This window comes from uncultured Sphingomonas sp. (assembly GCF_964244265.1).
Taxonomy (GTDB): Bacteria; Pseudomonadota; Alphaproteobacteria; order Sphingomonadales; family Sphingomonadaceae; genus Sphingomonas.
The window spans coordinates 45,752-68,870 of record NZ_CAXTHV010000017.1; the positions used below are offsets into that span (position 1 = coordinate 45,752).

27 protein-coding genes are annotated in these 23,119 nt (G+C 67.8%); 18 read left to right on the plus strand and 9 right to left on the minus strand.

Features of this window, described 5'->3' with window-relative positions; translation table 11 throughout:
• Positions 1 to 49: 49 nt before the first annotated feature.
• On the minus strand, positions 50 to 580 hold the full coding sequence (locus ACFE7K_RS08820) for a J domain-containing protein (RefSeq protein WP_375397843.1): 531 nt from the start codon (positions 578 to 580) through the stop codon (positions 50 to 52).
• Positions 581 to 693: 113 nt separating this feature from the next.
• Between ACFE7K_RS08820 and ACFE7K_RS08825 the strand changes: the two genes are divergently transcribed.
• From ACFE7K_RS08825 to ACFE7K_RS08840, 4 genes are all read left to right on the plus strand, one after another.
• Entirely contained in the window at positions 694 to 987 is a 294-nt protein-coding gene (locus ACFE7K_RS08825) for a BolA family protein (RefSeq protein WP_375397815.1), read from the plus strand.
• Positions 984 to 1,433, plus strand: coding sequence for an NUDIX hydrolase (locus tag ACFE7K_RS08830; protein ID WP_375397816.1), 450 nt, complete (start codon positions 984 to 986; stop codon positions 1,431 to 1,433). The genes ACFE7K_RS08825 and ACFE7K_RS08830 overlap by 4 nt, the downstream gene beginning before the upstream one ends.
• Entirely contained in the window at positions 1,423 to 2,322 is a 900-nt protein-coding gene (locus tag ACFE7K_RS08835) for a pirin family protein (RefSeq protein ID WP_375397817.1), read from the plus strand. The genes ACFE7K_RS08830 and ACFE7K_RS08835 overlap by 11 nt, the downstream gene beginning before the upstream one ends.
• Before the next feature lie 84 nt (positions 2,323 to 2,406).
• On the plus strand, positions 2,407 to 3,288 hold the full coding sequence (locus ACFE7K_RS08840) for an alpha/beta fold hydrolase (RefSeq protein ID WP_375397818.1): 882 nt from the start codon (positions 2,407 to 2,409) through the stop codon (positions 3,286 to 3,288).
• A 6-nt stretch (positions 3,289 to 3,294) separates the two neighbouring features.
• Here the strand turns inward: ACFE7K_RS08840 and ACFE7K_RS08845 are convergent, their stop codons facing one another.
• On the minus strand, positions 3,295 to 4,395 hold the full coding sequence (locus ACFE7K_RS08845) for a DUF2332 domain-containing protein (protein ID WP_375397819.1): 1,101 nt from the start codon (positions 4,393 to 4,395) through the stop codon (positions 3,295 to 3,297).
• Positions 4,396 to 4,457: 62 nt separating this feature from the next.
• Here ACFE7K_RS08845 and hisG point away from each other — a divergent pair, with 62 nt between their 5' ends.
• The 6 genes from hisG (at position 4,458) to ACFE7K_RS08875 (ending at position 8,842) form a co-directional block, all read left to right on the plus strand.
• A complete protein-coding gene (gene hisG, locus ACFE7K_RS08850; protein ID WP_375397820.1) occupies positions 4,458 to 5,120 on the plus strand; it encodes an ATP phosphoribosyltransferase in 663 nt (220 codons plus the stop codon).
• A 105-nt stretch (positions 5,121 to 5,225) separates the two neighbouring features.
• Entirely contained in the window at positions 5,226 to 6,521 is a 1,296-nt protein-coding gene (hisD, locus tag ACFE7K_RS08855; RefSeq protein WP_375397821.1) for a histidinol dehydrogenase, read from the plus strand.
• A gap of 138 nt (positions 6,522 to 6,659) precedes the next feature.
• The gene (locus ACFE7K_RS08860) at positions 6,660 to 7,532 is read left to right on the plus strand and encodes a hypothetical protein (RefSeq protein ID WP_375397822.1); all 873 of its coding nucleotides are present in this window, start codon (positions 6,660 to 6,662) and stop codon (positions 7,530 to 7,532) included.
• A gap of 210 nt (positions 7,533 to 7,742) precedes the next feature.
• A complete protein-coding gene (locus ACFE7K_RS08865; protein ID WP_375397823.1) occupies positions 7,743 to 8,117 on the plus strand; it encodes a hypothetical protein in 375 nt (124 codons plus the stop codon).
• 33 nt (positions 8,118 to 8,150) lie between these two features.
• Positions 8,151 to 8,609 carry a transcription antitermination factor NusB gene (nusB, locus tag ACFE7K_RS08870; protein ID WP_375397824.1) on the plus strand — a complete coding sequence of 153 codons (459 nt, stop codon included), beginning with the start codon at positions 8,151 to 8,153 and terminating at the stop codon, positions 8,607 to 8,609.
• Positions 8,609 to 8,842 carry a DUF4169 family protein gene (locus ACFE7K_RS08875; RefSeq protein WP_375397825.1) on the plus strand — a complete coding sequence of 78 codons (234 nt, stop codon included), beginning with the start codon at positions 8,609 to 8,611 and terminating at the stop codon, positions 8,840 to 8,842. Before nusB ends, ACFE7K_RS08875 begins: the two co-directional genes overlap by 1 nt.
• 85 nt (positions 8,843 to 8,927) lie before the next feature.
• Here ACFE7K_RS08875 and ACFE7K_RS08880 read toward each other — a convergent pair whose 3' ends face one another.
• Together ACFE7K_RS08880 and ACFE7K_RS08885 are read right to left on the minus strand one after the other, a co-directional pair.
• Entirely contained in the window at positions 8,928 to 9,197 is a 270-nt protein-coding gene (locus tag ACFE7K_RS08880) for a hypothetical protein (RefSeq protein WP_375397826.1), read from the minus strand.
• Positions 9,198 to 9,394: 197 nt separating this feature from the next.
• Complete coding sequence (locus tag ACFE7K_RS08885) at positions 9,395 to 9,931, minus strand: YybH family protein (RefSeq protein ID WP_375397827.1); 537 nt, start codon at positions 9,929 to 9,931, stop codon at positions 9,395 to 9,397.
• A gap of 94 nt (positions 9,932 to 10,025) precedes the next feature.
• Between ACFE7K_RS08885 and thiL the strand changes: the two genes are divergently transcribed.
• The 3 genes from thiL (at position 10,026) to ACFE7K_RS08900 (ending at position 15,244) form a co-directional block, all read left to right on the plus strand.
• On the plus strand, positions 10,026 to 10,916 hold the full coding sequence (gene thiL, locus ACFE7K_RS08890) for a thiamine-phosphate kinase (protein WP_375397828.1): 891 nt from the start codon (positions 10,026 to 10,028) through the stop codon (positions 10,914 to 10,916).
• A gap of 113 nt (positions 10,917 to 11,029) precedes the next feature.
• A complete protein-coding gene (locus ACFE7K_RS08895; protein WP_375397829.1) occupies positions 11,030 to 13,198 on the plus strand; it encodes a sodium-translocating pyrophosphatase in 2,169 nt (722 codons plus the stop codon).
• Positions 13,199 to 13,324: 126 nt separating this feature from the next.
• Positions 13,325 to 15,244, plus strand: coding sequence for an alpha/beta hydrolase family protein (locus tag ACFE7K_RS08900; protein WP_375397830.1), 1,920 nt, complete (start codon positions 13,325 to 13,327; stop codon positions 15,242 to 15,244).
• Between the two features lie 79 nt (positions 15,245 to 15,323).
• Here ACFE7K_RS08900 and ACFE7K_RS08905 read toward each other — a convergent pair whose 3' ends face one another.
• Entirely contained in the window at positions 15,324 to 15,473 is a 150-nt protein-coding gene (locus ACFE7K_RS08905; RefSeq protein ID WP_375397831.1) for a hypothetical protein, read from the minus strand.
• Positions 15,474 to 15,686: 213 nt separating this feature from the next.
• Here ACFE7K_RS08905 and ACFE7K_RS08910 point away from each other — a divergent pair, with 213 nt between their 5' ends.
• Both ACFE7K_RS08910 and ACFE7K_RS08915 read left to right on the plus strand, forming a co-directional pair.
• Positions 15,687 to 17,285, plus strand: a complete 1,599-nt coding sequence (locus tag ACFE7K_RS08910) for a DNA methyltransferase (protein WP_375397832.1) — start codon at positions 15,687 to 15,689, stop codon at positions 17,283 to 17,285.
• Between the two features lie 219 nt (positions 17,286 to 17,504).
• On the plus strand, positions 17,505 to 18,059 hold the full coding sequence (locus ACFE7K_RS08915; protein WP_375397833.1) for a hypothetical protein: 555 nt from the start codon (positions 17,505 to 17,507) through the stop codon (positions 18,057 to 18,059).
• 174 nt (positions 18,060 to 18,233) lie between these two features.
• On the opposite strand, the gene ACFE7K_RS08920 is transcribed toward ACFE7K_RS08915, so the two are convergent.
• The 4 genes from ACFE7K_RS08920 to ACFE7K_RS08935 form a co-directional block, all read right to left on the minus strand.
• Positions 18,234 to 18,500, minus strand: a complete 267-nt coding sequence (locus ACFE7K_RS08920) for a hypothetical protein (protein WP_375397834.1) — start codon at positions 18,498 to 18,500, stop codon at positions 18,234 to 18,236.
• 180 nt (positions 18,501 to 18,680) lie between these two features.
• Entirely contained in the window at positions 18,681 to 20,063 is a 1,383-nt protein-coding gene (locus tag ACFE7K_RS08925; protein ID WP_375397835.1) for a DEAD/DEAH box helicase, read from the minus strand.
• Between the two features lie 221 nt (positions 20,064 to 20,284).
• Positions 20,285 to 20,611: a hypothetical protein gene (locus ACFE7K_RS08930; protein WP_375397836.1), complete on the minus strand. Its 327-nt coding sequence runs from the start codon at positions 20,609 to 20,611 to the stop codon at positions 20,285 to 20,287.
• Positions 20,612 to 20,690: 79 nt separating this feature from the next.
• On the minus strand, positions 20,691 to 20,909 hold the full coding sequence (locus ACFE7K_RS08935) for a hypothetical protein (RefSeq protein WP_375397837.1): 219 nt from the start codon (positions 20,907 to 20,909) through the stop codon (positions 20,691 to 20,693).
• A gap of 368 nt (positions 20,910 to 21,277) precedes the next feature.
• On the opposite strand from ACFE7K_RS08935, the gene dapB reads away from it, so the two are divergent.
• The 3 genes from dapB to ACFE7K_RS08950 are packed head-to-tail and all read left to right on the plus strand — an operon-like array spanning position 21,278 to position 23,021.
• Positions 21,278 to 22,006, plus strand: a complete 729-nt coding sequence (gene dapB / locus ACFE7K_RS08940; RefSeq protein ID WP_375397838.1) for a 4-hydroxy-tetrahydrodipicolinate reductase — start codon at positions 21,278 to 21,280, stop codon at positions 22,004 to 22,006.
• Positions 22,003 to 22,656 (plus strand): endonuclease III, encoded by a 654-nt coding sequence (gene nth / locus ACFE7K_RS08945; protein ID WP_375397839.1) that lies wholly within the window; start codon positions 22,003 to 22,005, stop codon positions 22,654 to 22,656. The genes dapB and nth overlap by 4 nt, the downstream gene beginning before the upstream one ends.
• Positions 22,653 to 23,021 carry a hypothetical protein gene (locus tag ACFE7K_RS08950; RefSeq protein ID WP_375397840.1) on the plus strand — a complete coding sequence of 123 codons (369 nt, stop codon included), beginning with the start codon at positions 22,653 to 22,655 and terminating at the stop codon, positions 23,019 to 23,021. The genes nth and ACFE7K_RS08950 overlap by 4 nt, the downstream gene beginning before the upstream one ends.
• Positions 23,022 to 23,119 lie beyond the last annotated feature (98 nt).

Consider the following 23,119-nt stretch of genomic DNA (forward strand, 5'->3'; position numbering starts at 1 on the left):
GCGGTTGGCCAGCTAGCTTTACCCCGTCATGCCGGCCTTGGGTTGACGATTACGCGAACGCCGGTGCCTGCCGGAGCTGCTGATACGCCGCGATGACCTTCTGCAGCGCCGCCTCGTGGCTACGGTCGCCGCCGTTGCGGTCGGGATGGTAGCGCCGGACCAGCTCCGAATAGCGCTGCCGCAGCGCCCGCCGGTCGGCCGCGGCGTCCAGCCCCAGCACGCGCAAGGACTCGCGGTCCTGCCCCGACAGCGGCTTGCCGTCGTGGCGCTCCGGCGCGTGCTCGCGGCGGAAGCGGGCAGCGATCGCGTCGAGCGGGTCGCTGAAATCGGCCCAGCGCGGCCCCGGATCACCGTTGCCGGCAAAGGCGCGGGTCTCGCGCTCCCAGCCCGCATAGGGCCGCTGCGCCATGTGGATTTCCTCCGCGCTCATGCCCGAAAAGAAGTTGTAGCCCGCGTTGAACGCGCGGACGTGATCGAGGCACAGCCAGCGGAACGGCGGCGGCCCGTCGCGCCCGCTCGGCGGTTCGAGCAGCGGCGCGCGGAACTCGCCCGGCTCGACGCAGCCCGGCTCGGCGCACATCCGCCCCTTCGCTTCGACCCGACCGTGGAAACGCGGACTGGGTCGCTCCTTGGGCCGGTCTTTCTTCTCGCTCGCCACGCCCACTTCCGGCCAAAACCGGCTATATAGGCGCGATGATCGACCCCGCCACCGCTCCGATGACCGAGAAAATCACGTCCCGGTTGACCGCCGCCTTGTCGCCGACGCGGCTGGAGGTGAGCAACGATTCCGCGCAGCACGCCGGCCACATGGGCGACGACGGCTCGGGCGAGACGCATTTCAGCGTCGCGGTCGAGAGCGCGGCGTTCGTCGGGCTCAACCGCGTCGCGCGGCAGCGGTTGGTCAACCACGCGCTCGCCGACCTGATGGCACCGGGCGGCATCCATGCGCTCGCGATCCGCGCCCGGGCGCCGGGAGAGGAAGCATGAGGCAGCCCCGCCCCGCCGCGCGCATCCTGCTGGTCGACGCCGAGCGCCGCGTCCTGCTGTTCCGCTTTACGCCGTACGATGGCCGCCCGCCCTTTTGGTGCACGCCCGGCGGCAAGCTCGACGAGGGCGAAACTTATGAGCAGGCGGCGCGGCGCGAGTTGCTGGAGGAGGTCGGGCTCGACTGTGACTGCGGGCCGCAGGTGGCGCAGCGGACGGTCGACTTCCTCACTATCGAAGGCGTCGAGGTGACCGCCGACGAGCGCTGGTTCCGCGTCGACGTCGACGCTTTCGCGGTCGACACGGGGGGCCATACCGAGCTGGAGCAAAGGGTGATGCAGAGCTGGCGCTGGTTCGCGCCCGACGAACTGGCGGCAGTGGACGAATGGATCTACCCGGAAGACCTCGCCGCCCTGCTGGCGCGGACGGAGCCCGCCGATGCTCGATAGCTTCGTTGAGCAGGTGATCGCCCCGGTCACCCACGATCTCGGCGGCTTCAAGGTCCACCGCACGCTCCCGGCGAAGGAGCGGACGATGGTCGGCCCGTTCCTGTTCTTCGACCAGATGGGGCCGGCGCATCTGCCGCAGGGCCAGGGTATCGACGTCCGCCCGCACCCGCATATCAACCTGGCGACGGTGACCTATCTGTTCGACGGCGCGATCGACCATCGCGATTCGCTGGGGGTCCGCCAGCGCATCGAGCCGGGCGCGGTCAATTTGATGACCGCCGGGCATGGCATCGTCCATTCGGAGCGGTCGCCGGGCGACGAGCGCTCGGCGGGGCCGGCGCTGTCGGGCATTCAGACCTGGCTCGCGCTGCCCGAGGCGGATGAGGAGCGCGACCCCGCCTTCGAGCATGTCGCCGCCGGCGCGCTGCCCGAACTCGACGCCGACGGCGTGCGCGCGCGGATCATCATGGGTGGGCTATGGGGACTGACCGCGCCGACCACCACCTACGCCGGCACGATCTACGCCGACCTGCGCCTCGCGCCCGGCGCATCGGTCCCGATCGACGCGGCGGCGGAAGAGCGCGCGATCTATCTCGCCGAGGGTGAGGCGGTGCTGGAGGGCGTCCCGCTCCTGCCCCGGACGCTGTACGTGTTGCGCCCGGGGATCGCGGCGACACTGCACTCGGCGACCGGCGCGCGCGCGATGCTGTGCGGCGGCGATGCCTTCGCTACCCCGCGCCACGTCTGGTGGAACTTCGTGTCGTCGCGCCCCGACCGCATCCGCGAAGCCAAACGCGCCTGGCGCGCGGGCGAGTTTCCCGCCGTGCCGGACGACGACGCCGAGTTCATCCCCCTGCCGGATATACCGCTGACGGTGAGCTATCCCTGACGTCATGCCGGCCTTGTGCCGGCATCCACCGCAGGGCAGCTTATTCGACCGTTGGCGGAGGCCGGCATGACGAAGGAAATGGCCATGCATGACGCCCTGCAACGCATCGCGCTCACCACCGGCGTCGAGCTGGACGTGCAGGTGGCGGGGTCGCGCGACCACCCTCCGGTCATCCTGCTCCACGGCTTTCCCGAATCGCACCGGACCTGGCGCGGCGTCGTGCCCGACCTCGCCCGCGACCATTTCGTGATTGCGCCGGACCAGCGCGGCTATGCGCGGTCGTCCAAGCCCGAGGGCGTCGAATATTACACGCCAGACAGGATCGTCGCCGACCTGATCGCCCTCACCGACCATTTCGGGATCGAGCGCTTCATGCTGGTCGGCCACGACTGGGGCGGCGCGATCGCCTGGATGGCGGCGCTCCAGCATCCGGATCGGGTGGCGCGGCTGGTGATCGTCAACGCGCCGCATCCCCTGGTCTTCCAGCGCTCGCTGTTCGACGACCGCGACCAGCGCGCGGCGAGCCAATATATCCGCCGCTTTCGCGATACGTCGCTCGATAAGGGCCTGGTCGGCGCGGGGCTGGAGACATTCTTCTCCTCGACCTTCGCGCAGGTCCTGACGCGCGTCGTCGCGGGCGAGGACCGGGCGGCCTATCTCGACGAATGGGGCCAGCCCGGCGCGATGACCGCGATGCTCAACTGGTATCGCGCCTCGGCCATCCAGGTGCCGGCGATGGACGAGGACCCGCCCCGCCCTGCCTTCCTCGACGCCCCCTTCCCGCCGGTGACGCAGCCGACGCTGGTGATCTGGGGCATGGCGGACAAGGCGCTGCTGCCGGTGCAGTTGGAGGGACTGGAGCGGCTCGTCCCCGACCTGACGGTGAGGCGCGTCGACGCGGGACATTTCGTGCCGTGGGAGAATGCGCCGGCCGTGATCGCCGCGATGCGGAGTTGGGGTGTGTGATGAGCTTCAGACCTCGATCTTCGCCGCAGCGGGCAGCTCCACCGATGCCATCTCTTCGCGCGACGAATCGGCGCTGACCCAGCTCCCATGTGGGTGCGCGGTCGCCACAATCCGCCAAGCCCCGTCGCCGGGCCAACTTCGCACGCGTACGACCTGGTGCCCGAAGGCGCGGTCGGGTTCCATCGCCACCCAGGCGATCGGGCGTTCGGCGCTGGCGCGCTCCCCGGCCGCAACCATGGCGGCGCGGACCCGATGGGCGATCGGCTCGGGTAGATATTGCCAGACCACGGAGTGCATCAGCACCCGCGTTACGCCCGCCGGCTGCGGCTCGGCCAGTCGTGCCTCGATCCAGTCTGCGGCATCGGCGCGCTCGAGGGCTACGCCCCTTTGGCGCACCATCTCGATCGCGGTCCTCACCCGGATCAGGCGCTCGGGCGTCTCGGGCCAGACATAAGCGGCGAGCCGAGCCGCCACGGCAGGATCGGTCGCGTCCATCGGCGCGACATCGCACCCGCGGACGGAGACGATCTCCAGCGGCACGCGCGGCGGCGGAGGGCCGGTCCATTCAGGCCTGATCGTCACCGGCGCGCCGTCCGGGCCAAACATCGTTCCGCCCAGATCAAAGCGATATCGGTCGATCAGCAGGTTCAGCCCGGCGCTCGATCCGATCTCCAGGATTTCGACCTTGGGTCCATGCTCCCGCACCACTTCGATCAGGCCCATCATCAACGCGCCCGACCGGCCCGGCTCGTTGGTCTGCGGCGGCCCGTCGAGCCAGGGCATCAGCGTGTCGCCGTGGCGTGCCAGTGTCCGCTCGACGATCGCGAGGATCTCATGCTCGTCGGTCACCGTCCCGGCATAGACCGCCGCCAGCTGGTCATCCGCCCCGGCCAGCACCAGCGCGTGCAGCCCGCCGAACAGGCGCAACGGCAACGCGTCGCGCGTAGGCTCGCCGGGCCAGTCGAGGATACGTGCGCCCACCGCGCTCGCCCGCGTCAGGCCGCCGGCGATCGCCTTGCACATGCGGCCATAGACCGGCGCGGCGTTGGTGCTGCAATAATGCTCCTGGATCAGGAACGCGTTCCGATTGCCCGCCTCATCCGCCATGTCCGTTCCTCCGTGAGGCGCTTGTTGCACCCGCGAACGCGGCTCCGTAAAGCCCCGGGCGCGTGGCCCAACCCCTCATCATCGCCGTCCCGAAGGGCCGTATCCTGGCCGAGGCGCTGCCGCTCCTCGCCGCCGCGGGCGTGCGGCCGGAGCCCGCGTTCGCCGACGAGGAGTCACGCGCGCTGCGCTTCGCCACCGACGTCCCCGGCATAGAGCTCATCCGCGTACGCGCCTTCGACGTCGCGACCTTCGTCGCGCACGGGGCGGCGCAGCTCGGCATCGTCGGGTCGGACGTGCTCGCCGAGTTCGCCTATTCGGAGCTTTACGCGCCCGTCGATCTCGGCATCGGCCATTGCCGCCTGTCGGTCGCCGAGCCCGCCGAACTGGCCGCGACCGACGACCCGCGCGGCTGGAGCCACGTCCGCGTCGCGACCAAATACCCGCACGTCACCGCCGCGCATTTCGCCGCGCGCGGCGTGCAGGCGGAATGCGTCAAGCTCAACGGCGCGATGGAACTCGCGCCGACGCTCGGCCTCGCGCCGCGCATTGTGGACTTGGTGTCGTCGGGGCGGACGCTGAAGGAGAATGGGCTGGTCGAGGTCGAGCGGATCATGGCCGTGACCAGCCGGCTGGTGGTCAACCGCGCGGCGATGAAGACGCGGAGCGAGGTGGTGCCGCTCGTCGAGGCGTTCCGGCGGGCGGTGGGGGTGCGGGATGCGGCCTGAACTCGGTCACCCTCACCCTTCCCGCCGCCTGCGGCGTCTCCTTTCCCTCTCCCGGTGGGAAAGGGAGGGAGCGGCGGAGCCGCGGAAGGGTGATGGTGACGCGCGATGATCCGCCTCTCTACCTCAGATCCCAACTTTGCGACCGCCTTCGACGCCCTTGTCAACGCCCGCCGCGAAGCCACCGCCGATGTCACCCGCGACGTCGCCGCCATCCTGCGCGCGGTACGCGACAACAGCGGCGCGGCGGTCGAGGCCTATACGCGGCAGCTCGACCGCCACGATCTCGCCGAGACCGGCTGGCGGATCGAACCCGCCGCCTGCGCCGACGCCTTCCACGCACTCGATCCGGCCCTGCGCGAGGCCCTCGAACTCGCCGCCACCCGTATCCGCGCCTATCACGAGCGCCAGCGGCCCGCCGACAGCGACGATGTCGACGATGCCGGCGTCCGCCTCGGCGCGCGCTGGCGGCCGGTCGACGCGGCGGGGCTCTACGTCCCCGGCGGACGCGCGGCCTACCCCTCCTCGCTGCTAATGAACGCCATCCCCGCAAAGGTCGCGGGCGTCGGGCGGCTCGCGATGGTCACGCCCACCCCCGACGGCCAGATCAACCCGCTGGTCCTCGCCGCCGCGCATCTGGCCGGCATCGACGAGATCTGGCGCGTCGGCGGCGCGCAGGGCGTCGCGGCGCTGGCCTATGGCGCCGGTCCGATCGCGCCGGTCGATGTCGTCACCGGCCCCGGCAACGCCTGGGTCGCCGAGGCCAAGCGCCAGCTCTTCGGCGTCGTCGGCATCGACATGGTAGCCGGCCCGTCGGAGATCGTCGTCGTCGCCGACGGCGGGAACGACCCCGACTGGATCGGCGCCGACCTGCTCAGCCAGGCCGAGCACGACACCGTCACGCAATCGATCCTGTTCACCGACGACGCGCTGTTCGCCGATGCCGTGGTCGCCGCGGTCGACCGCCAGCTCGCCGACCTCGCCACCGCCGTTACCGCGCGCGCCGCCTGGGACGCCAACGGCGCGGTCGTCCTGGTCGAGACGCTGGCCGACGCCATCCCCCTCGCCGACCGCCTCGCCCCTGAGCATCTCCAACTCGCGGTCGAAGACCCGCAGGCATTGTTCGACCTGGTCCGCCACGCCGGCAGCGTCTTCCTCGGCCGCCACACGCCGGAGGCGATCGGCGATTACGTCGCCGGCCCCAACCACGTCCTGCCCACCGGCCGCCGTGCGCGTTTCGCGTCGGGGCTGTCGGTGCTCGACTTCATGAAGCGCACCAGCTTCCTCCAGCTCGACGAGGCCGCGCTCGGGCGGCTCGGCCCGGCGACGGTGGCGCTGGCGCTGGCGGAGGGCCTGCCCGCGCACGCCCGTTCAGTGACACTGCGGCTGCGGCTAAATCAATAATTCAACCGGATTCAATCGTATTTTGATATTGTCGCGTGTCATTGTCGCTAACCCAGTTACTTGAACACCATTTCGATAAAATCGTTCTAGATTAGCCTGTCTTATATAAGTCTACATATATATAGGTGGGAGATGTATATGAATAATTTCGTCTCACGAACGGTCGTGGCGAGCATTTTGTCTTTTCCCATAATGTTTACGTCCGCCTACGCACAGCAAACTTATAAATATGCTGAAATCGCGAGACAGCGCGATATCTCAAAATATCGACTATATGCGGATATGTGCCGCAGTGTCATTCCGATACCAAATGGCGACAGCGTGACCGGAGATCAACGCGAAGCGCTGCGGCGGGAAGTCTGTAAGGAGGCAGACGAAATGCGCAATCGTGGCGAGGCCGATTACCAGATTGCGGCCCGCCAAGCTGAACTGGAGAATGCAAGGAGTCGGCAAGCCGCCGCCACCCGCGCCGCTGTTATCGCCTCCACCCCGACGACTCCTGGCTCACCGTCGCCGGACCAGATCGGGGCCGTGATGGCCCGTTCGCACGCGCGATACTATAATGGGACAGTGACGCAGACGATCGGTGAAGACGCCGTGAGGATGCCGACGGGAGCCATCGCCTATTACCTGCGCCGTAAGATCTTTGACCCGCGATGCGTACGCGCGGCCGCCGCTCAGTATCGCTGCTCCTACACATACGCCACGAGTACCGCCGTCCCGCCCAATTCAATCTATAGCGGTATGATTGCGCTTGGTTTGACACTCAATGGTAGCACCGGGACGTTTCGACGCGCAGACCTCTTCGTTCGGACGAAGGCGGGGTGGTCTTCACCCACGATTGATCAAACCGATGCCCGCGAAGCGGCCGAGGATCGCCGCCTTCGGCGACAAGCTGACGTGGATGTCGCTGCGGCGAACGAGGCACGACAACAAGAGTGGAACAGGCAGGCTCAAGACCGTCAGAATACCATCGATACGTTCTGTGCTTTCGCCAAGCCGGCTTGCTAGAGCGGGTTGCCGTGGTCGCGCGATCAGCTCGACGAGGCGGCGCTCAGGGCTCGGGCGGCTCGGCCCCGCCACGGTCGCGCTCGCGGAGGCGGAAGGGCTGCCCGCCCATTCCCGCTCGGTGGCGCTGCGCCTGAAAGGCTGATCGGGCGCGCGGTTTACGCAATCGCAAACAAATTGCCGGATGCGGGAATTATGTCCGCGAGCTACGCCGTGATCGCCCATCCGGAACGCAACCTCATCCGCGTCACGCTGTCGGGATTCTTCGATCCCGCGGCGTTCGCCGGGTTCGACGAGGCACGCCGCACCGCGCACAGGAAATTGCGCTGCCCCCGCAACGGCCACGACACGCTGGTCGACGTCCGCGATCTCAAGCTCCAGCCGCAGGACATCGTCGAGGCGGCCCGGGTGATGATCGCCGACCGGCGGACGCGTGCGCGGCGGCTCGCCTTCGTCACCGGCGACGCCGCGATCCGGATGCAGGTGCGCCGGCTGCTCAACCGGCCGGGCATCCGCTACTTCGCCGATCTCGCCACCGCCGAGACGTGGCTCGCGCAGCCGGTGCAAGGGTACGCGCTGGCGGGGTGACGTGGCGGCGGCCGCGTCCTACATGCGCAGCCCATGTCCCGTACCGCCACCCGCACCAAGGCGCGCGCCGCCGCCCGCCTCGCCGCCGTCCAGGCGCTCTATCAGCACGAGATGGAAGGAACCGCGCTGCCGGCGCTCCTCCACGAGTTTCATCACCACCGCCTCGGCGCGACGATCGAGGGCGTCAAATATGCCGATGCCGAGGTCGATTTCTTCGACGATCTCGTCAAGGGCGTCCGCGCCCGCCACGCGGAGATCGACGAGCGCATCGCCGCGAGGCTCAGCGCCGACTGGAAGCTGGAGCGGCTCGACAAGCCGATGAAGGCGCTGCTCCGCGCCGGCACCTACGAGCTCCTCGCCCGTCCCGACGTGCCGACCGGCGCGGTGATCAGCGAATATGTCGACGTCGCCCACGCCTTTTACGACCGCCGCGAGGCAGGCTTCGTCAACGGCCTGCTCGATGCGGTGGCGAAGGACGTCCGCGCCGCCTGATGGTCGACCTCGTCAACCTCCGCCGCGCCCGCAAGGCGCGGGACCGGGATGCCGCCAGCGCGCAGGCGGAGTCCCGGCGCGCCGTGCACGGGCGCACCAAGGCGCGAAACAGCGCGACACCGCCGAACAGGCGCGCCGCGACGCATTGCTGGATGGGGCGAAGCGGGAGGATTGAGGAACGGCAGGTTTCGCCCATTTGCCGGACCTGGAGGCATGATTCGACGGCGGACTAGCCTGACGCAAAAAGGGGCGCTCGGATTTCACCGAACGCCCCTTCGCTTCAGACCGTGCGCGGGAGCTATACGGCCCGAAACTCGGTTACATGCCGTTCGCCAGATTGGTGTCCGGATCGTTGGTCCGCATGTCTTCGGCTTGGTTCTGGCCGGTAGCGCGAACTGCATCCGCCTTGTTTTCGAGCGAAGCCTCCGTCGCGTCGGTGGACGCATTGTCGGCCAAGTCTTCCAAATTGTCGGCCACCGCCTCGGTGTTCGACTCGATGTTATCCGCGGCCTGCTCGCGCGGACTGGTGTTACATGCGCTCAGCGACGCCAGACCGGCTGCGATGGCGAGAACGGCGATCTTCTTCATTCGGTTACCCCTTCATACGAGCCTCGTAGGCCGCGTATGACAATGCCACCAACGCGTCCTTGTTCCAGTCGCCATTGGAATGTGCCCATGCGGATACGACACGGATGCAACATGCCTCCAAATGTTGACGTAACCGCCGACCGCGCCGCGAAACGCCGCTATCGCCAATGCCCGACGTCCGACATCCCGTGTGTCAGCTATTTCCCCAACATCAATTCGGCCGGGCGGGGCGCCGTGATCGGGTCGGCGTGGCGATGGACCAGCTTCCAGTCTTTGCCGATCTTTTCGTACACGCTCGTGACCCGCGCAGCAAACTCGGCAAAGTCGGGGCTCGTCCCCAACTTTGCGCGGTCATGTTCGATTTCTACGAGAACAACCAGTTTTCCATCACCGTAAACGGCGACCCGTTCGACGCGGACAACTTTGCCCTCCCTATATTTGGATGACGCGTTGTTGAGGGCTTTCAGGACGGCAGCCCGACCCTTGCCGAATGGTCCGAAGGGATTGCCTAATGTGATATCGTCGCGATCGGCGAAAAGATCCGCATAGCCCGAAGGATCGCCGTTCAAGATTTTCTGCAGGGCTTCGTGGCTCTTCGCAATCGTCGCCTCAAGTGCGGGCGGCAGCGCGACCGAAGATTTTGTTGCTTGCGCGCCGGCCGATTGCGCCTGACCAATTGCTGCAAGTGCGACTGCGGCAAGCAACGAAAATCTTATTCCAATGCCCATTGCCATCCTCGTCAACCGCTCTCGGAAGCGACTTGTGTCATGAATGTCCGCTAACCGCCAAACGCAGACATAGGGGCCCCTCGGCGCTACGGCCCGGAATGTGATCGAAGCCGAGTTTCTCGCCGCCTTGCGCACCCTGCCCCTGCACCCCGGCGCGCGGGGGTTGGCGGATGACGCGGCGGTCGTCGCCGGGCTCATCGTCACCACCGACACTCTCGTCGAGAACGTCCATTTCCTTTCCTACGATCCCCCCGGCGACGTCGCGTGGAAACTGGTCGCGACCAATCTGTCGGACCTCGCCGCCAAGGGCGCGCGGCCCGAGGGGGTGCTGCTCAGTTATCCGCTCGGCGACGACGGCTGGGACCGGGCCTTTCTGGCCGGGCTGGGTGAGGTGCTGACGGCGTTCGACTGTCCGCTGATCGGCGGCGATACCGTTTCGCTGCCGGTCGGCGCGCCACGCGTCCTTACCGTCACTGCACTGGGCGGCAACGCTGTCGCACCGCCCCGCTCGGGCGCACACGCCGGTGACGCATTGTGGGTGACGGGCACGATCGGCGATGCCGGCGCGGGGCTGGCGATCGCGAAGGGCGCGCCGGGGCCGGCCGAACTGCTTGACCGCTATCGCCGGCCACAGCCCCGCCTGGCCGAGGGCCGCGCGCTCGCACCCTTGGTCCACGCGATGATGGACGTGTCCGACGGGCTGCTGATCGACGCGAGCCGGATGGCGGCGGCGAGCGGGCTGGCGGTCACGATCGATCTGGCCGCCGTGCCGCTGTCACCCGCCGGCCGCGCCTGGCGCGGCGACGCGCTCGCGGCGGCGACGGCGGGGGACGATTACGAACTGCTGTTCGCGCTGCCGGCCGGCGTCGAGCCGCCGGTCGGGGCGACGCGGGTGGGCTGGTTCGCGGCGGGTGCCGGGCTGACGCTGGTCGAGGGCGAGCGGCCGGTGCCGTTGCCCGACCGTTTGGGATTCGAGCACACCCCCTTCTGACTCTCCCACGGGGAGGGGGACAGTGATGCTTGCCACCTTCGTCCCGCGCCCTATAGGCTCGCGCCGATAAGGGCTTGCGCGCAACGCGGCCGGCAACAGGGGAAGAGCGCCGAATGACATCTGTCTATCTCGCCATGATCTGCGGCGTCATCGCCGTGCTCTACGGCATCGTCACCAGCCGTCAGATCCTCGCCGCCAGCCCCGGCAACGAGAAGATGCAGGACATCGCGGCCGCCATTGCCGAGGGTGCCAAGGCGTATCTCGGTCGCCAGTATCGCACCATCGCGATCGTCGGCGTCGTCGTCGCGGTGCTGGTCGGCGTGTTCCTCGGCCCGATCTCGGCCGCCGGCTTCGCGCTCGGCGCGATCCTGTCGGGGGTCACCGGGTTCATCGGCATGAACGTGTCGGTCAAGGCCAATGTCCGCACCGCCGAAGCCGCGCGCACCTCGCTCCAGGGCGGCCTGACGATGGCCTTCCGGTCGGGCGCGGTGACGGGCATGCTGGTGGCGGGCCTCGGCCTGCTCGCGATCTCGGTCATGTTCTGGGGCCTGCTCACCTATGGCCATTACGACCTGAGCGTCGGCGCGGACCGCCGCGTCATCGTCGACACGCTCGTGGCGCTCGCGTTCGGCGCGTCGCTGATCTCGATCTTCGCGCGCCTCGGCGGCGGCATCTTCACCAAGGCGGCCGACGTCGGCGCCGATCTGGTCGGCAAGGTCGAGGCGGGCATTCCCGAGGACGACCCCCGCAATCCTGCCACGATCGCCGACAACGTCGGCGACAATGTCGGCGACTGCGCCGGCATGGCGGCCGATCTGTTCGAGACCTATGTCGTCACGATCGGCGTGACGATGGCGTCGATGGCGCTGCTGCTGCCCAACGCCGACCATCTGTTCCAGTTGATGACGTTGCCGCTGATCGTCGGCGGCGTGTGCGTCATCACCTCGATCATCGGCACCTTCATGGTCCGGCTCGGCAAGGGCTCGATCATGGGCGCGCTGTACAAGGGTTTCTGGACCACCGTGATCCTGTCGATCCCGGCGATCTATCTGGCGACGCAATATGTGCTCGGCGACATGCACGCGGTGCTCGGCGGATCGACCGCGCTCGGCGACGTCACCGGCTCGCTGACGCCCGACGCGGCGGTCGCCACCGCGCCGCTCGCCTTCACCGGCATGAAGCTGTTCTGGTGCATGATGATCGGCCTCGCGCTCACCGGTGCCTTGGTGTGGATCACCGAATATTACACCGGCACCAACTACCGCCCGGTGCGGAGCATCGCCAAGGCGTCGGAGACGGGCCACGGCACCAACGTCATCCAGGGCCTGGCCGTCAGCCTCGAAAGCCCGGCGCTGCCGACGATCGTCATCTCGATCGCGGTGATCGCCTGCTATCAGCTCGCCGGCATTATCGGCATCGCGTTCGGCGCGACGTCGATGCTGGCGCTGGCCGGCATGGTCGTGGCGCTCGATGCTTACGGTCCGGTCACCGACAACGCCGGCGGCATCGCCGAGATGGCGGGGCTGCCCGACGACGTCCGCCACCGCACCGACGCGCTCGACGCGGTCGGCAACACGACCAAGGCGGTGACCAAGGGCTATGCGATCGGCTCGGCCGCGCTCGCCGCGCTGGTGCTGTTCGGGGCGTACACCACCGATCTCGGCATCTACTTCCCCGACATCACGGTGAACTTCTCGCTGTCGAACCCGTACGTCATCGTCGGCCTGCTGCTCGGCGCGCTGCTGCCGTTCAGCTTCGGTGCGTTCGGCATGACCGCGGTCGGCCGCGCGGCGGGCGCGGTGGTCGAGGACGTCCGCGCGCAGTTCCGCGACAATCCGGGCATCATGGAGGGCACCGTGCGCCCGAATTATGCGCGTACCGTCGACCTCGTCACCAAGGCGGCGATCAAGGAGATGATCGTCCCCTCGCTGCTTCCGGTGCTGACCCCGATCGCGGTCTATTTCATCATCCGCGCGGTGTCGGACCAGGCGAGCGCCTTCGCGGCGTTGGGCGCCTTGCTGCTCGGCGTGATCGTGTCGGGCCTGTTCGTCGCCATCTCGATGACCTCGGGCGGCGGCGCGTGGGACAATGCCAAGAAATATATCGAGGACGGCAACCACGGCGGCAAGGGATCGGACGCGCACAAGGCGGCGGTGACCGGCGACACCGTCGGCGATCCCTACAAGGACACCGCCGGCCCGGCGGTCAACCCGATGATCAAGATCACCAACATCGTCGCGCTGCTGCTGCTGGCGGCGCTGGCGGCTCACGCCGCGGGGTAGAGCCGGGCGCTGATCGGACATGGAAAAAGCCGCGCGGCCGACCACCGCGCGGCTTTTTGTCGCCTCTTGCCAGCCCCTTGGAGGTAGGTAATCTGGCGACCGAACATACGAACCGGGGGAATGCCAATGTCGACGCTAATCCGCTTCACCGCGCTCGCGGCACTGTCGCCACTCGTCGCTGTCGCGGTCGACGCCACCCCGCCCCGGCTGGAGACCGCCGCGCTTGCCGACCCCGGCGCGTTCCGCAGTCCCCTGCTGTCGCCCGACGGGACGCGCCTGCTCGCGCGCATGTTCACGAGCGGGCAGACCACTCTTGCGATCGCCGAGTTGGGGGGCAAAGGCGCGCTGGAGACAATCACGCTACCCCAAGAGCAAGATCTCATCAGCTATCGCTGGGCGGGCAACGGCCGTGTGCTTATCGCCATGGGCGCCAAGATCCCCTGGTACGATCGCGGCGACCGTTACGTGACGCGCGTCTTCTGCTTTGACCTGGCGACGAGCGGCGTGAAGATGCTCGGCCCCAAGGTCCAGGGTCCGACGGGGGACAATCTGATCTGGGTCGATCCCGAGGGCGAGTCGCTTCTGATGGCGTCGCAGCTGGACCAATATCACTATCCGTCGGTGATCCGCGTCAATCTGGCCAGCAGCAAGTCGACAGTCGAGCAGCAGCCCTACGACAACATCTGGTCCTGGTCCGCGGACAATAAGGGCAATCTGCGCGCCGGCATCGGCATTCAGGAAAACGGCTGGTTCGTCGCATACCGCAAGTCCGGCCACGGTGGTTACTCGCGCAGCCCCCAGATCAGTTGGGATGCGGACGACACGGTCGACGCCTGGCGGCTCGTCTTCGATTCGGACGAGGGCTATGTCATTTCCAATCGGACCGGCCGGGGCGTGCTGTACAAATACAATTTTGCGACACGCCAGCTCGGCGAGCAGGTCTTCGCCAGCCCGACCAACGATATCGACGATTACGATTACGACAGCGAGACGGGCCAGCTGATCGACGCGACCTACACCGACGACCGCGACCGGATCGAATGGTTCGATCCCAAGATGAAGGCGGTGCAGGCCGGTCTCGACAAGACTTTCGGCGCGGGTCGGCAGGCGTTCGTCGTGTCGCGCAGCCGCGACCGCAGCCGCATGATCGTCTGGGCCGGCAGCGCCACCGACCCGGGCGCCTATTACCTGTACGAAGCCAAGACGGGCGCCCTGTCCCGACTTTCGAAGGTCGCCGACAAGGTCGACCGGGCGGGCCTGTCGCCGACGCGCTACGTCCATTACAAGGCGCGCGACGGGCTCGACATTCCCGCTTATCTGACGCTGCCGGTCGGACGCGAGGCGAAGGGGCTGCCGCTAATCGTCATGCCGCACGGCGGTCCCTTCACGGTGCGCGACAAGCTCGAATACGATGCCGAAGTGCAGCTCCTCGCTAATCGCGGCTATGCGGTGCTTCAGCCCAATTACCGCGGCTCGGGCGGCTATGGCTCCGCCTTCGATGCCAAGGGCGAGGGCCAATGGGGCCGCGCGATGCAGGATGATCTCGACGACGGCATGGATTGGGCGGTGGCGCAGGGCTATGCCGACGCCAAGCGCGTTTGCCTCGTCGGCGGATCGTATGGCGGCTATGCGGCGATGTGGGGCGCGACCCGCAACCCAGAGCGCTATCGCTGCGCGGTGAGCTTCGCCGGCGTGTCCGATCTGAAATCGCAGCTCGATTATTCAGCCGACTTCTTCCTGTCCAAGAAGTCACGGCGCAAGTTCGGCGCGAAGGTGCAGGGCGACAAGAGCTTCGATCTCGCCACCGTCTCGCCCTTGGCGAATGTGTCCAAGCTCAAAGTGCCCGTGCTGCTCGTCCACGGCGACAAGGATTCGACCGTCCCGCTCAAGCAGACTGTGCAATACGACAAGGCGCTCACCGCCGCCGGCAAGCCGCACGAGACGCACATCTATCCGGGCGAGGGCCACGGTTTCAGCAAGTCGGCTAACGAGAAAGATTATATGGACCGGCTGGAGGCGTTCCTGACGAAGTACAATCCGGCCTGACATTCTCCATCTTGCCCCTGCCTTCCGCTTTGCTAGCCTGCGCGTGCAGGAAGGCGGGGCCAGAGTTAGAGTCACGTCATCATGGTCCTCGCCGCGCTTTGTGGGTCGCCACCGCCTTGCTCGTCGCCCCCGCCGATCCCGACGCGATCATTCCCGTCGAAATCTTCGCGTCTATCCGCTGATCGATCACCAGCTCAGGGATTCGCAGGTGCGCATCGATGCTGGCCAAGGCGGACGCCTTCCTGACCAGGACGCTGGGTAGCTGAACAGCGGCAGCCTGGATCCGTCACCCCGCCCCCCGGGCCGGAGTCACGGATGCCGCCATTTCGGAGGAATATCTGCGCGCCAACGCAATTGGTTAGTCGGATCGCGATGCATATATCTTCCGGACCCGACATAGCCGTGCACGACGGCGAACGCGGCAAGTGGTCCGGTCGCGCTGATGCGCAACGACCCCGGCAACCACCTCTATTACGGCGACAACCTCGCCGTCCTGCGGCGCCACGTCGCCGACGCCAGCGTCGACCTCGTCTATCTCGACCCGCCCTTCAACTCGAACGCGACCTACAACATCCTCTTCCGCTCCCCCGCCGGCGCCGGGGCCGATGCGCAGATCGAGGCGTTCGAGGATAGCTGGCGCTGGAACGACACCGCCGAGGACGCCTTCGATCAGGTCGCCCGCTCGGGCGCGACCAAGGCGTTCGACCTGCTGAACGCGATGCGCGGCTTTCTCGGCGAGAACGACATGATGGCGTATCTCGCGATGATGGCGGTGCGCCTGATCGAGCTCCACCGCGTCCTCAAGCCGACCGGCAGCCTCTATCTCCACTGCGACCCGACCGCGTCGCATTACCTTAAACTGCTGCTCGACGGCGTGTTCGGGCCCGAGCGCTACCTCAACGAGATCACGTGGAAGCGCACCACCGCACACGCTGACGGCTCCCGCTATGGCCGCAACACGGACACCATCCTGTTCTACGCACGCGGCCGAGAACACCGGTGGACGCAGCTGTTCACGCCGTATGACGCGGATTATGCCGCCCGGTTCCGCAATGCCGATGCGGATGGCCGACGCTGGATGGACGACAATCTGACCGCGAAGGGGCTGTCGGGCGGCGGCTACACCTATGAATACAAGGGCGTGACATCGCTGTGGCGAATGCCGATCGAGACGATGCGCCGCCTCGATGAGGAGCGCCGGCTGCACTTCACCCGCGCCGGCGGCATCCGGCTGAAGCGCTATCTGGACGAAGCCAAAGGCTTGCCCGTCCAGGCGTTGTGGACGGATATCCCGGCGCTCAACAGCCAAGCGCAGGAGCGGCTCGGCTATCCGACCCAGAAGCCGCTGGCGCTGCTGGAGCGGATCATCGCCGCTTCGTCGTCGCCGGGCGACGTCGTCCTCGACCCGTTCTGCGGCTGCGGCACCGCCATCCATGCCGCGCAGAAGCTGGATCGGCGCTGGATCGGCATCGACGTCACCCATCTCGCGATCAGCCTGATCGAGAAACGGTTGCGCGCCGCCTTCCCCGGCGTCGCCTTCACCGTCGAGGGCACGCCCAGGGATCTGGCGAGCGCGCACGATCTGGCGGCGCGCGACAAATACCAGTTCCAATGGTGGGCGGTATCGCTGGTCGACGCGATGCCGTTCGGCGGCAGGAAGAAGGGCGCCGACGGCGGCATCGACGGGGTGATCTATTTCAAGCCCGATGGCCGCGCGACCTGCAAAGCGATCGTTTCGGTCAAGGGCGGCGCGAACGTCGGTGTCCAGATGATCCGCGACCTCCATTCGGCGATGGAACGCGAGAAGGCACCGATCGGCGTGTTCCTCACACTCGCCATGCCGACCAGCGCGATGGAGCGCGAGGCGGCGGCGGTCGGCCGGTTCACCGCAGAGGCGACGGGGCGAAGCTATCCGAGGCTGCAGATCATCACGCTGGCGGAGCTGTTCCAGGGGAAGCGGCCCGACATCCCGCTGGTCGATCCGGGCGCGGCGTTTCGCAAGGCAGGGCGGGAAGCGGCAAGACAGGAGAAGCTGCTGTAGGGTCAGCCCCCTGAATAGCGAGGCCGTGATGCTGCCAAAGCGGGATGAGCCGCCAGGAGGGGTCGCGCAGGCGTGGCGGCGCCACGTCCAGCGGCCCCGACGACGCGGATCGCCCGCTTTGGCAGCACCCGCAGGGCAAGGGGAGATTTGTCACGGCCTCGCCATTTAGGGGGTTGGACCCTAGCCGGACACGAACGGCGTCGTCCGCGTTCACCCGTCATGCCCCAGTTCGCCACGCTCGTCCTCACCCGTGTCATCCGCCCCGGCCGGCTCGATCGCTTCCGCGGCTGGGCGACCGACCTCGACCGCGCCGCCGCCGGCGCGCCCGGTCATGACGGCAGCGTGCGGCTGGAGCAGGCGGGCGGCTTCCACCACCTTCTCCACCGCTTCGTCGGCGCCGACGACCTCGCGCGATGGCAGGCCTCGCCCGCCTATGCCGCGCTGATGCGGGCCGGCGAGAGCCATTCCGTCGGCCGCGCCCAGGCCGAGACGGGGGACCGGGTCAGCTTTGCATTGCCCAGCGAAGCGACCGCGCACAAATGGAAGACGTGGCTGGTGACCTTGGTCGCCGTGTTGCCGGTGCTGCTCGTCATCAGCACGGCCGTCCGCGCGCTGCTGACCGGCTGGCCGCCGATCGCCCAGACCGCGCTGTCGTCGCCGATCCTCACCGCCGTGCTGACCGGCCTCATCCTGCCCCGCGTCAACCGCTGGTCGCGCTTCTGGCAGGTTCAGGACAGCGATGGCCGGGTCGGCAAGAGCCGCGACCGGGGCTAGGGTTCAAACCCATCAGGACAGGGTCATGACCGAGCCGATTTTGGTGCCGGGCAAGGCGCAAGGAGAGAGCAATGCTGTGGCATCGTGACCCCAACATCCCATGACGCGCAACGCAGCCTGGCGTCAAAATCGGCCCGCCGCTTCGCGGTCGCCTGTCCTGATCGAGTTTGAACCCTAGAGCACCACCGTCTCGGGCTTGCCCTGCTCCAGCCCCGCGAGGATCATCCGCTCCCACACCGCCGGATCCCCCGCCGCTGCCATCGCCGCGTCGGGCTCGCGCAGCGTCTTCATCACCGCCACCGCATCGGGCAGGTAATCCCGCCACATGTCATCGATCCGACGCCCGGCCGACTCTACATCGCCCTCGGCGTTGGCGCTGATGTGCTGCCCCGCCAGCACGCGCGCGACGCGCTCGACGGCGGGGGTGGTGGATACGTCCATGGGTTGGCTCCTGTTCGGGTCACAGGGGCGAACGGATAGCGGACGCAGTGTATCCCACCGTCATGCCGGCCTTGTGCCGGCATCCACTCACGGCCTCTCCGGACACCAGCCCCTCACGGGCCGACGACAGGGCCGGGACGACAGTGGACCCCGGCACAAGGCCGGGGTGACGATGGAAGCTTAACGCGACGCCGCGCTGCTCCGGCCGCCGCCGCCGCCGCTGCGACCACGGCCGCCGCCGCCGACACTACCGCCGCCGCCACGCCGGCTGGCGTTGGCATAGGTCCGCGGGCCGCCCTGGGCCGAGCCGCGCGTCGCCTGCGGCGCGTGCGTCGCGCGCGGGCGGGCCGGCTGGCGCTGGCGATCCTCGCGCGGGGCGGGATCGGCGCCGATCGCGGCGACCCGCGTCGACTTGATCGCGTTCGCCTGTTGCATGAAGTCGGCGGGCAGCGGACGCTGCTCGATCTTCTGCCGCGTCAGCTTCTCGATGTCCTTCAGGTACGGCCGTTCGTCGTCCGCGCAAAACGCGATCGCGATGCCGCTCGCGCCGGCGCGCGCCGTGCGGCCGATGCGGTGGACATATTGCTCGGGGACGTTGGGCAGCTCGAAGTTGATGACGTGGCTGACCCCCGACACGTCGATACCGCGCGCCGCGATGTCGGTCGCGACGAGGATCGGCACGTCGCCCGCCTTGAACAGGCTCAGCGCGCGCTCGCGCTGCGGTTGGCTCTTATTGCCGTGGATCGCGTTCGACGCGATGCCGTTGCCCGCGAGCAGCTTCACGACGCGGTCGGCGCCGTGCTTGGTGCGGGTGAAGACCAGCGCCCGCTCGATCCCGGGGGCGCGCAGCGTCAGCGTCAGCAATGCCTGCTTCTCCGCCTGGTTGACGAAGGTGACGTGCTGCTCGACGCGTTCCGCCGTAGTGGCGGCGGGCTTGATCGACACCGTGACGGGGTCGTTGATGAACTGCGCCGACAGCTCGCGGATCGCGACCGGCATCGTCGCCGAGAAGAACAAGGTCTGGCGCTTGCGCGGGACCATCCGCGCGATCTTCTTGAGCGCATGGATGAAGCCGAGGTCGAGCATCTGGTCGGCCTCGTCGAGCACCAGGATCTCGGTCTGCGCGAGATTGGCATAGCCCTGCTCGACCAGGTCGATCAGGCGGCCCGGGGTAGCGACGAGGATGTCGACGCCGCGCGACAGGTCCTGCCGGTTCTTGTTGATCGACGTGCCGCCGAACACGGTGGCGACGACCATGCGGCTGAACTTGCCGTAGCCGCGCGCGGATTCGGCGATCTGGCTGGCGAGCTCGCGCGTCGGTGCCAGCACCAGCATCCGGCAATGCGTCGGCAGCGGCCGCTTGGCCGAAGCGACGAGGCGCTGGATCGAGGGCAGCACGAACGCCGCGGTCTTGCCGGTGCCGGTCTGCGCGATGCCGAGCAGGTCGCGGCCTTCGAGGACGTGCGGGATGGCGTCGCGCTGGATGGGGGTGGGCTCGGCATAGCCCTTGGCGGCCAGCGCCTCGAGAAGGGGCGCGGCCAGGCCGAGATGGGAAAAGGACATGAAAATACTCGAATTGATGCCGGGCGTGCGCTCGGGATCGAGCAAACGGGCGGCGGGGAGATTGAACCCCCGCGTGACTTGGGAATCCTGCGATGAACGACCGAGGCGGAGCCTGGACCCCAAGGGCCCGATCACGCTGCAAACGCCTCGATGCGCCGGATATGGACCGCACGGGTTAAAAAGTCAATGTGGCTCACCCAGGGTAGTGTCTCAGTTTCAAATTAGGGACAGGCCCGCAGTGTCGCTTTGGTCAAGGCTCGATCACTGTAGAAGTTGGCGAGCCGCTTAGCGCCATCGCAGTCGCCCTTCGCGATCAGACCACCAACTTGATTGAACATTATGGCCTTCCGATCTTCAGCCGCGCGTTCGGTTGCAGCGGCCTCGGCTGCTTGGCGGTCCATTGACGCTTGCGCTTGAGCCGTGGCCGATGGCTGGCTGCCCGTCGTCGTGCAGGACGTCTGATTTCCAAAGGTCAGGCAGTCCGTCGACTGAGCCAATGCCGAGTTCGTGGCCAATAAAGCGGTCGCTAGGCCAATTGTTAGCTTCATGATTGAACCCTGTTTGTTGTAAGGTCCACGCTTCGCTGGCGCGGGCGCCCCGGCGGGACGCTTCTCTACGTCGGAGCTTTTAGCCATGGTCGCCGAACCTCGATCCGCCAAGTTCCACGTTCAATGCAAGCTGGTCTGGGTCAACACGCTCTCCTGCCGGATTGACAATTAAGATGTTGAGCTCGCCAGCCGCTTTCAAAGCACGATAGACCGGCATGACAGCCGCCATGCGCAACCTCAGCTTGACCTTCCGATCATCCCGAGGCCCAAACTCAATCCTGTACTTCAGTGAAGCCACTGCCGCCTCCGTGCTTTGCGCAAAACATATAGGGGGTGGACGCCCAATGCCACTTGATCAGCGACTACATGTCAAACTGAGGCACGCACTCCCCGTCATGCCGGGCCCGTCCCGGCATCCACCGCAGGATATTCATGTCGGCCGAATGGCGCGTCCGACGGTGGATGCCGGGACCAGCCCGGCACGACGACGAAGAGGGGCTGTCCTACAACCACGGACCTGTGGCACGGGCCGGAAATGTCATGCCGAACACCACAACTGAACCCCCTCGTTTGCGCAACAAAATTGCGTATCCGCGCATTGGAATTACCGAACGCACGGGATTTTCGTGAACTTACGCGTTCACCGTCCAGCGAGCGACTAGGCGTATGACCGCGATCGGCATCCACGGCTGCAACGGCCGCATGGGCCGCGAGCTGGCGCGCGCGATCGAGGCGGCGGGCGCGACGCTCGCCGGGGGCACCGACGCGGGCGACGACCCCGCCCCGCTCGCCCGCGCCGCGCAGGTGCTGGTCGATTTCTCCGCCCCCGCCGCGCTGCCCGCGCACCTCGCCGCCGCCCGCGCCGCCGGTACGCCGCTGCTGATCGGCACCACCGGCCTGACGGCGGCGCATCACCAGCTCATCGACGCCGCCGCCGCCGACATCGCCATACTCCAGACCGGCAACACCTCGCTCGGCGTGACGCTGCTCGCCCGGCTCGTGCACCAGGCGGCGGCGAAGCTCGGCTCCGACTGGGACATCGAGATCGTCGAGACGCATCACCGCCACAAGGTCGACGCCCCGTCCGGCACCGCGCTGCTGCTCGGCGAGGCCGCCGCCGCCGGGCGCGGCAGCCGGCTCGCCGAGGTCCGCGTCGACAGCCGCGCCGGCCTGACCGGCGCGCGCGCGGAAGGGACGATCGGCTTCGCGTCGCTGCGCGGCGGCTCCGTGATCGGCGATCATACGGTGGTGTTCGCCGGCGAGGGCGAGCGCATCGAGCTGAGCCATCTCGCCCAGGACCGCTCCACCTTCGCGCATGGCGCGATCCGCGCCGCGCAATGGCTCGTCGGCCGCGCGCCGGGCCGCTATCGCATGGCCGACGTGCTGGGCCTGTGACGCGGGCTGACGTTTTCGAGTTCTACCGGCGGCTGGCGGAGGCCGACCCGTCGCCACAGACCGAACTCGACTGGATCAATCCCTATACATTGCTCGTCGCCGTCGCCCTGTCGGCGCAGGCCACCGACGTGTCGGTCAACAAGGCGACGAAACGCCTGTTCGCGCAGGTTCGCGATCCCGCCGCGATGGTCGCGCTCGGCGAGGCGGCGTTGAAGGAGCACATCAAGACGATCGGCCTCTACAACACCAAGGCGAAGAACGTCATCGCGCTCAGCCGCCTGCTGCTCGCCGAGCACGGCGGCGCGGTGCCCGCCGATCGCGACGCGCTGGAGCGCCTGCCCGGCGTCGGCCGCAAGACCGCGAACGTGGTGATGAACGTCGCCTTCGGGGCGGAGACGATTGCGGTCGACACGCATATCTTCCGCGTCGGCAACCGCACGAAGCTCGCGCCTGGCAAGACGCCGCTCGCGGTCGAGCTGGGGCTGGAGCGGGTCACCCCCGCCCCCTTCCGCCGCCACGCGCACCATTGGCTGATCCTGCACGGCCGCTATGTCTGCAAGGCGCGCCGGCCCGAATGCTGGCGATGCATCGTCGCCGACCTCTGCGCGTTCAAGCCCAAGACCCAGCCGCCCGTCACCGCTGGAGCATGACCATGCGCCTCGCCCTCGCCGTCCTCGCTGTCCCGCTGCTGCTGGCCGCCGCCGACCGCGACCGCGCGCCGGCGGCGACCCCGGCCGGTCCCGCCGTGAGCTGCCTCGGACTGGCGCAGATCCGCGAGACCCGCGTCCGCGACGACCGCACGATCGACTTCGTGACGCGCGGCGGCAAGGTGTATCGCAACACCCTGCCCTACGCCTGCCCCGAACTCGGTTTCGAACAGCGCTTCGCCTACGCCACTTCGCTGAGCCAGCTCTGCTCGGTCAACATCATCACCGTCCTGCGCGAATCGCCCGTCAGCAGCGGCGCCAGCTGCGGTCTCGGCCAGTTCCACCCGGTGAAGCTGACGAAGCGCTAGGGACTGGCGAAACGCCGGGAGCGCTGCTACGCGGCGCGAGCACGCACCCGTAGCTCAGCTGGATAGAGCGCTGCCCTCCGAAGGCAGAGGCCACTGGT

Coding starts and splice junctions, on each gene's coding strand:
- ACFE7K_RS08930 (WP_375397836.1), bottom strand. CDS start 20,611: ATGAAGCTAACAATTGGCCTAGCGACCGCTTTATTGGCCACGAACTCG.
- ACFE7K_RS08820 (WP_375397843.1), bottom strand. CDS start 580: ATGTGCGCCGAGCCGGGCTGCGTCGAGCCGGGCGAGTTCCGCGCGCCG.
- ACFE7K_RS08840 (WP_375397818.1), top strand. CDS start 2,407: ATGCATGACGCCCTGCAACGCATCGCGCTCACCACCGGCGTCGAGCTG.
- ACFE7K_RS08860 (WP_375397822.1), top strand. CDS start 6,660: ATGAATAATTTCGTCTCACGAACGGTCGTGGCGAGCATTTTGTCTTTT.
- ACFE7K_RS08835 (WP_375397817.1), top strand. CDS start 1,423: ATGCTCGATAGCTTCGTTGAGCAGGTGATCGCCCCGGTCACCCACGAT.
- ACFE7K_RS08825 (WP_375397815.1), top strand. CDS start 694: ATGATCGACCCCGCCACCGCTCCGATGACCGAGAAAATCACGTCCCGG.
- ACFE7K_RS08920 (WP_375397834.1), bottom strand. CDS start 18,500: ATGGACGTATCCACCACCCCCGCCGTCGAGCGCGTCGCGCGCGTGCTG.
- ACFE7K_RS08875 (WP_375397825.1), top strand. CDS start 8,609: ATGGTCGACCTCGTCAACCTCCGCCGCGCCCGCAAGGCGCGGGACCGG.
- ACFE7K_RS08925 (WP_375397835.1), bottom strand. CDS start 20,063: ATGTCCTTTTCCCATCTCGGCCTGGCCGCGCCCCTTCTCGAGGCGCTG.
- hisD (WP_375397821.1), top strand. CDS start 5,226: ATGATCCGCCTCTCTACCTCAGATCCCAACTTTGCGACCGCCTTCGAC.
- nusB (WP_375397824.1), top strand. CDS start 8,151: ATGTCCCGTACCGCCACCCGCACCAAGGCGCGCGCCGCCGCCCGCCTC.
- ACFE7K_RS08900 (WP_375397830.1), top strand. CDS start 13,325: ATGTCGACGCTAATCCGCTTCACCGCGCTCGCGGCACTGTCGCCACTC.
- dapB (WP_375397838.1), top strand. CDS start 21,278: ATGACCGCGATCGGCATCCACGGCTGCAACGGCCGCATGGGCCGCGAG.
- ACFE7K_RS08895 (WP_375397829.1), top strand. CDS start 11,030: ATGACATCTGTCTATCTCGCCATGATCTGCGGCGTCATCGCCGTGCTC.
- ACFE7K_RS08880 (WP_375397826.1), bottom strand. CDS start 9,197: ATGAAGAAGATCGCCGTTCTCGCCATCGCAGCCGGTCTGGCGTCGCTG.
- ACFE7K_RS08910 (WP_375397832.1), top strand. CDS start 15,687: ATGCGCAACGACCCCGGCAACCACCTCTATTACGGCGACAACCTCGCC.
- ACFE7K_RS08830 (WP_375397816.1), top strand. CDS start 984: ATGAGGCAGCCCCGCCCCGCCGCGCGCATCCTGCTGGTCGACGCCGAG.
- ACFE7K_RS08950 (WP_375397840.1), top strand. CDS start 22,653: ATGACCATGCGCCTCGCCCTCGCCGTCCTCGCTGTCCCGCTGCTGCTG.
- ACFE7K_RS08885 (WP_375397827.1), bottom strand. CDS start 9,931: ATGGCAATGGGCATTGGAATAAGATTTTCGTTGCTTGCCGCAGTCGCA.
- ACFE7K_RS08845 (WP_375397819.1), bottom strand. CDS start 4,395: ATGGCGGATGAGGCGGGCAATCGGAACGCGTTCCTGATCCAGGAGCAT.
- ACFE7K_RS08915 (WP_375397833.1), top strand. CDS start 17,505: ATGCCCCAGTTCGCCACGCTCGTCCTCACCCGTGTCATCCGCCCCGGC.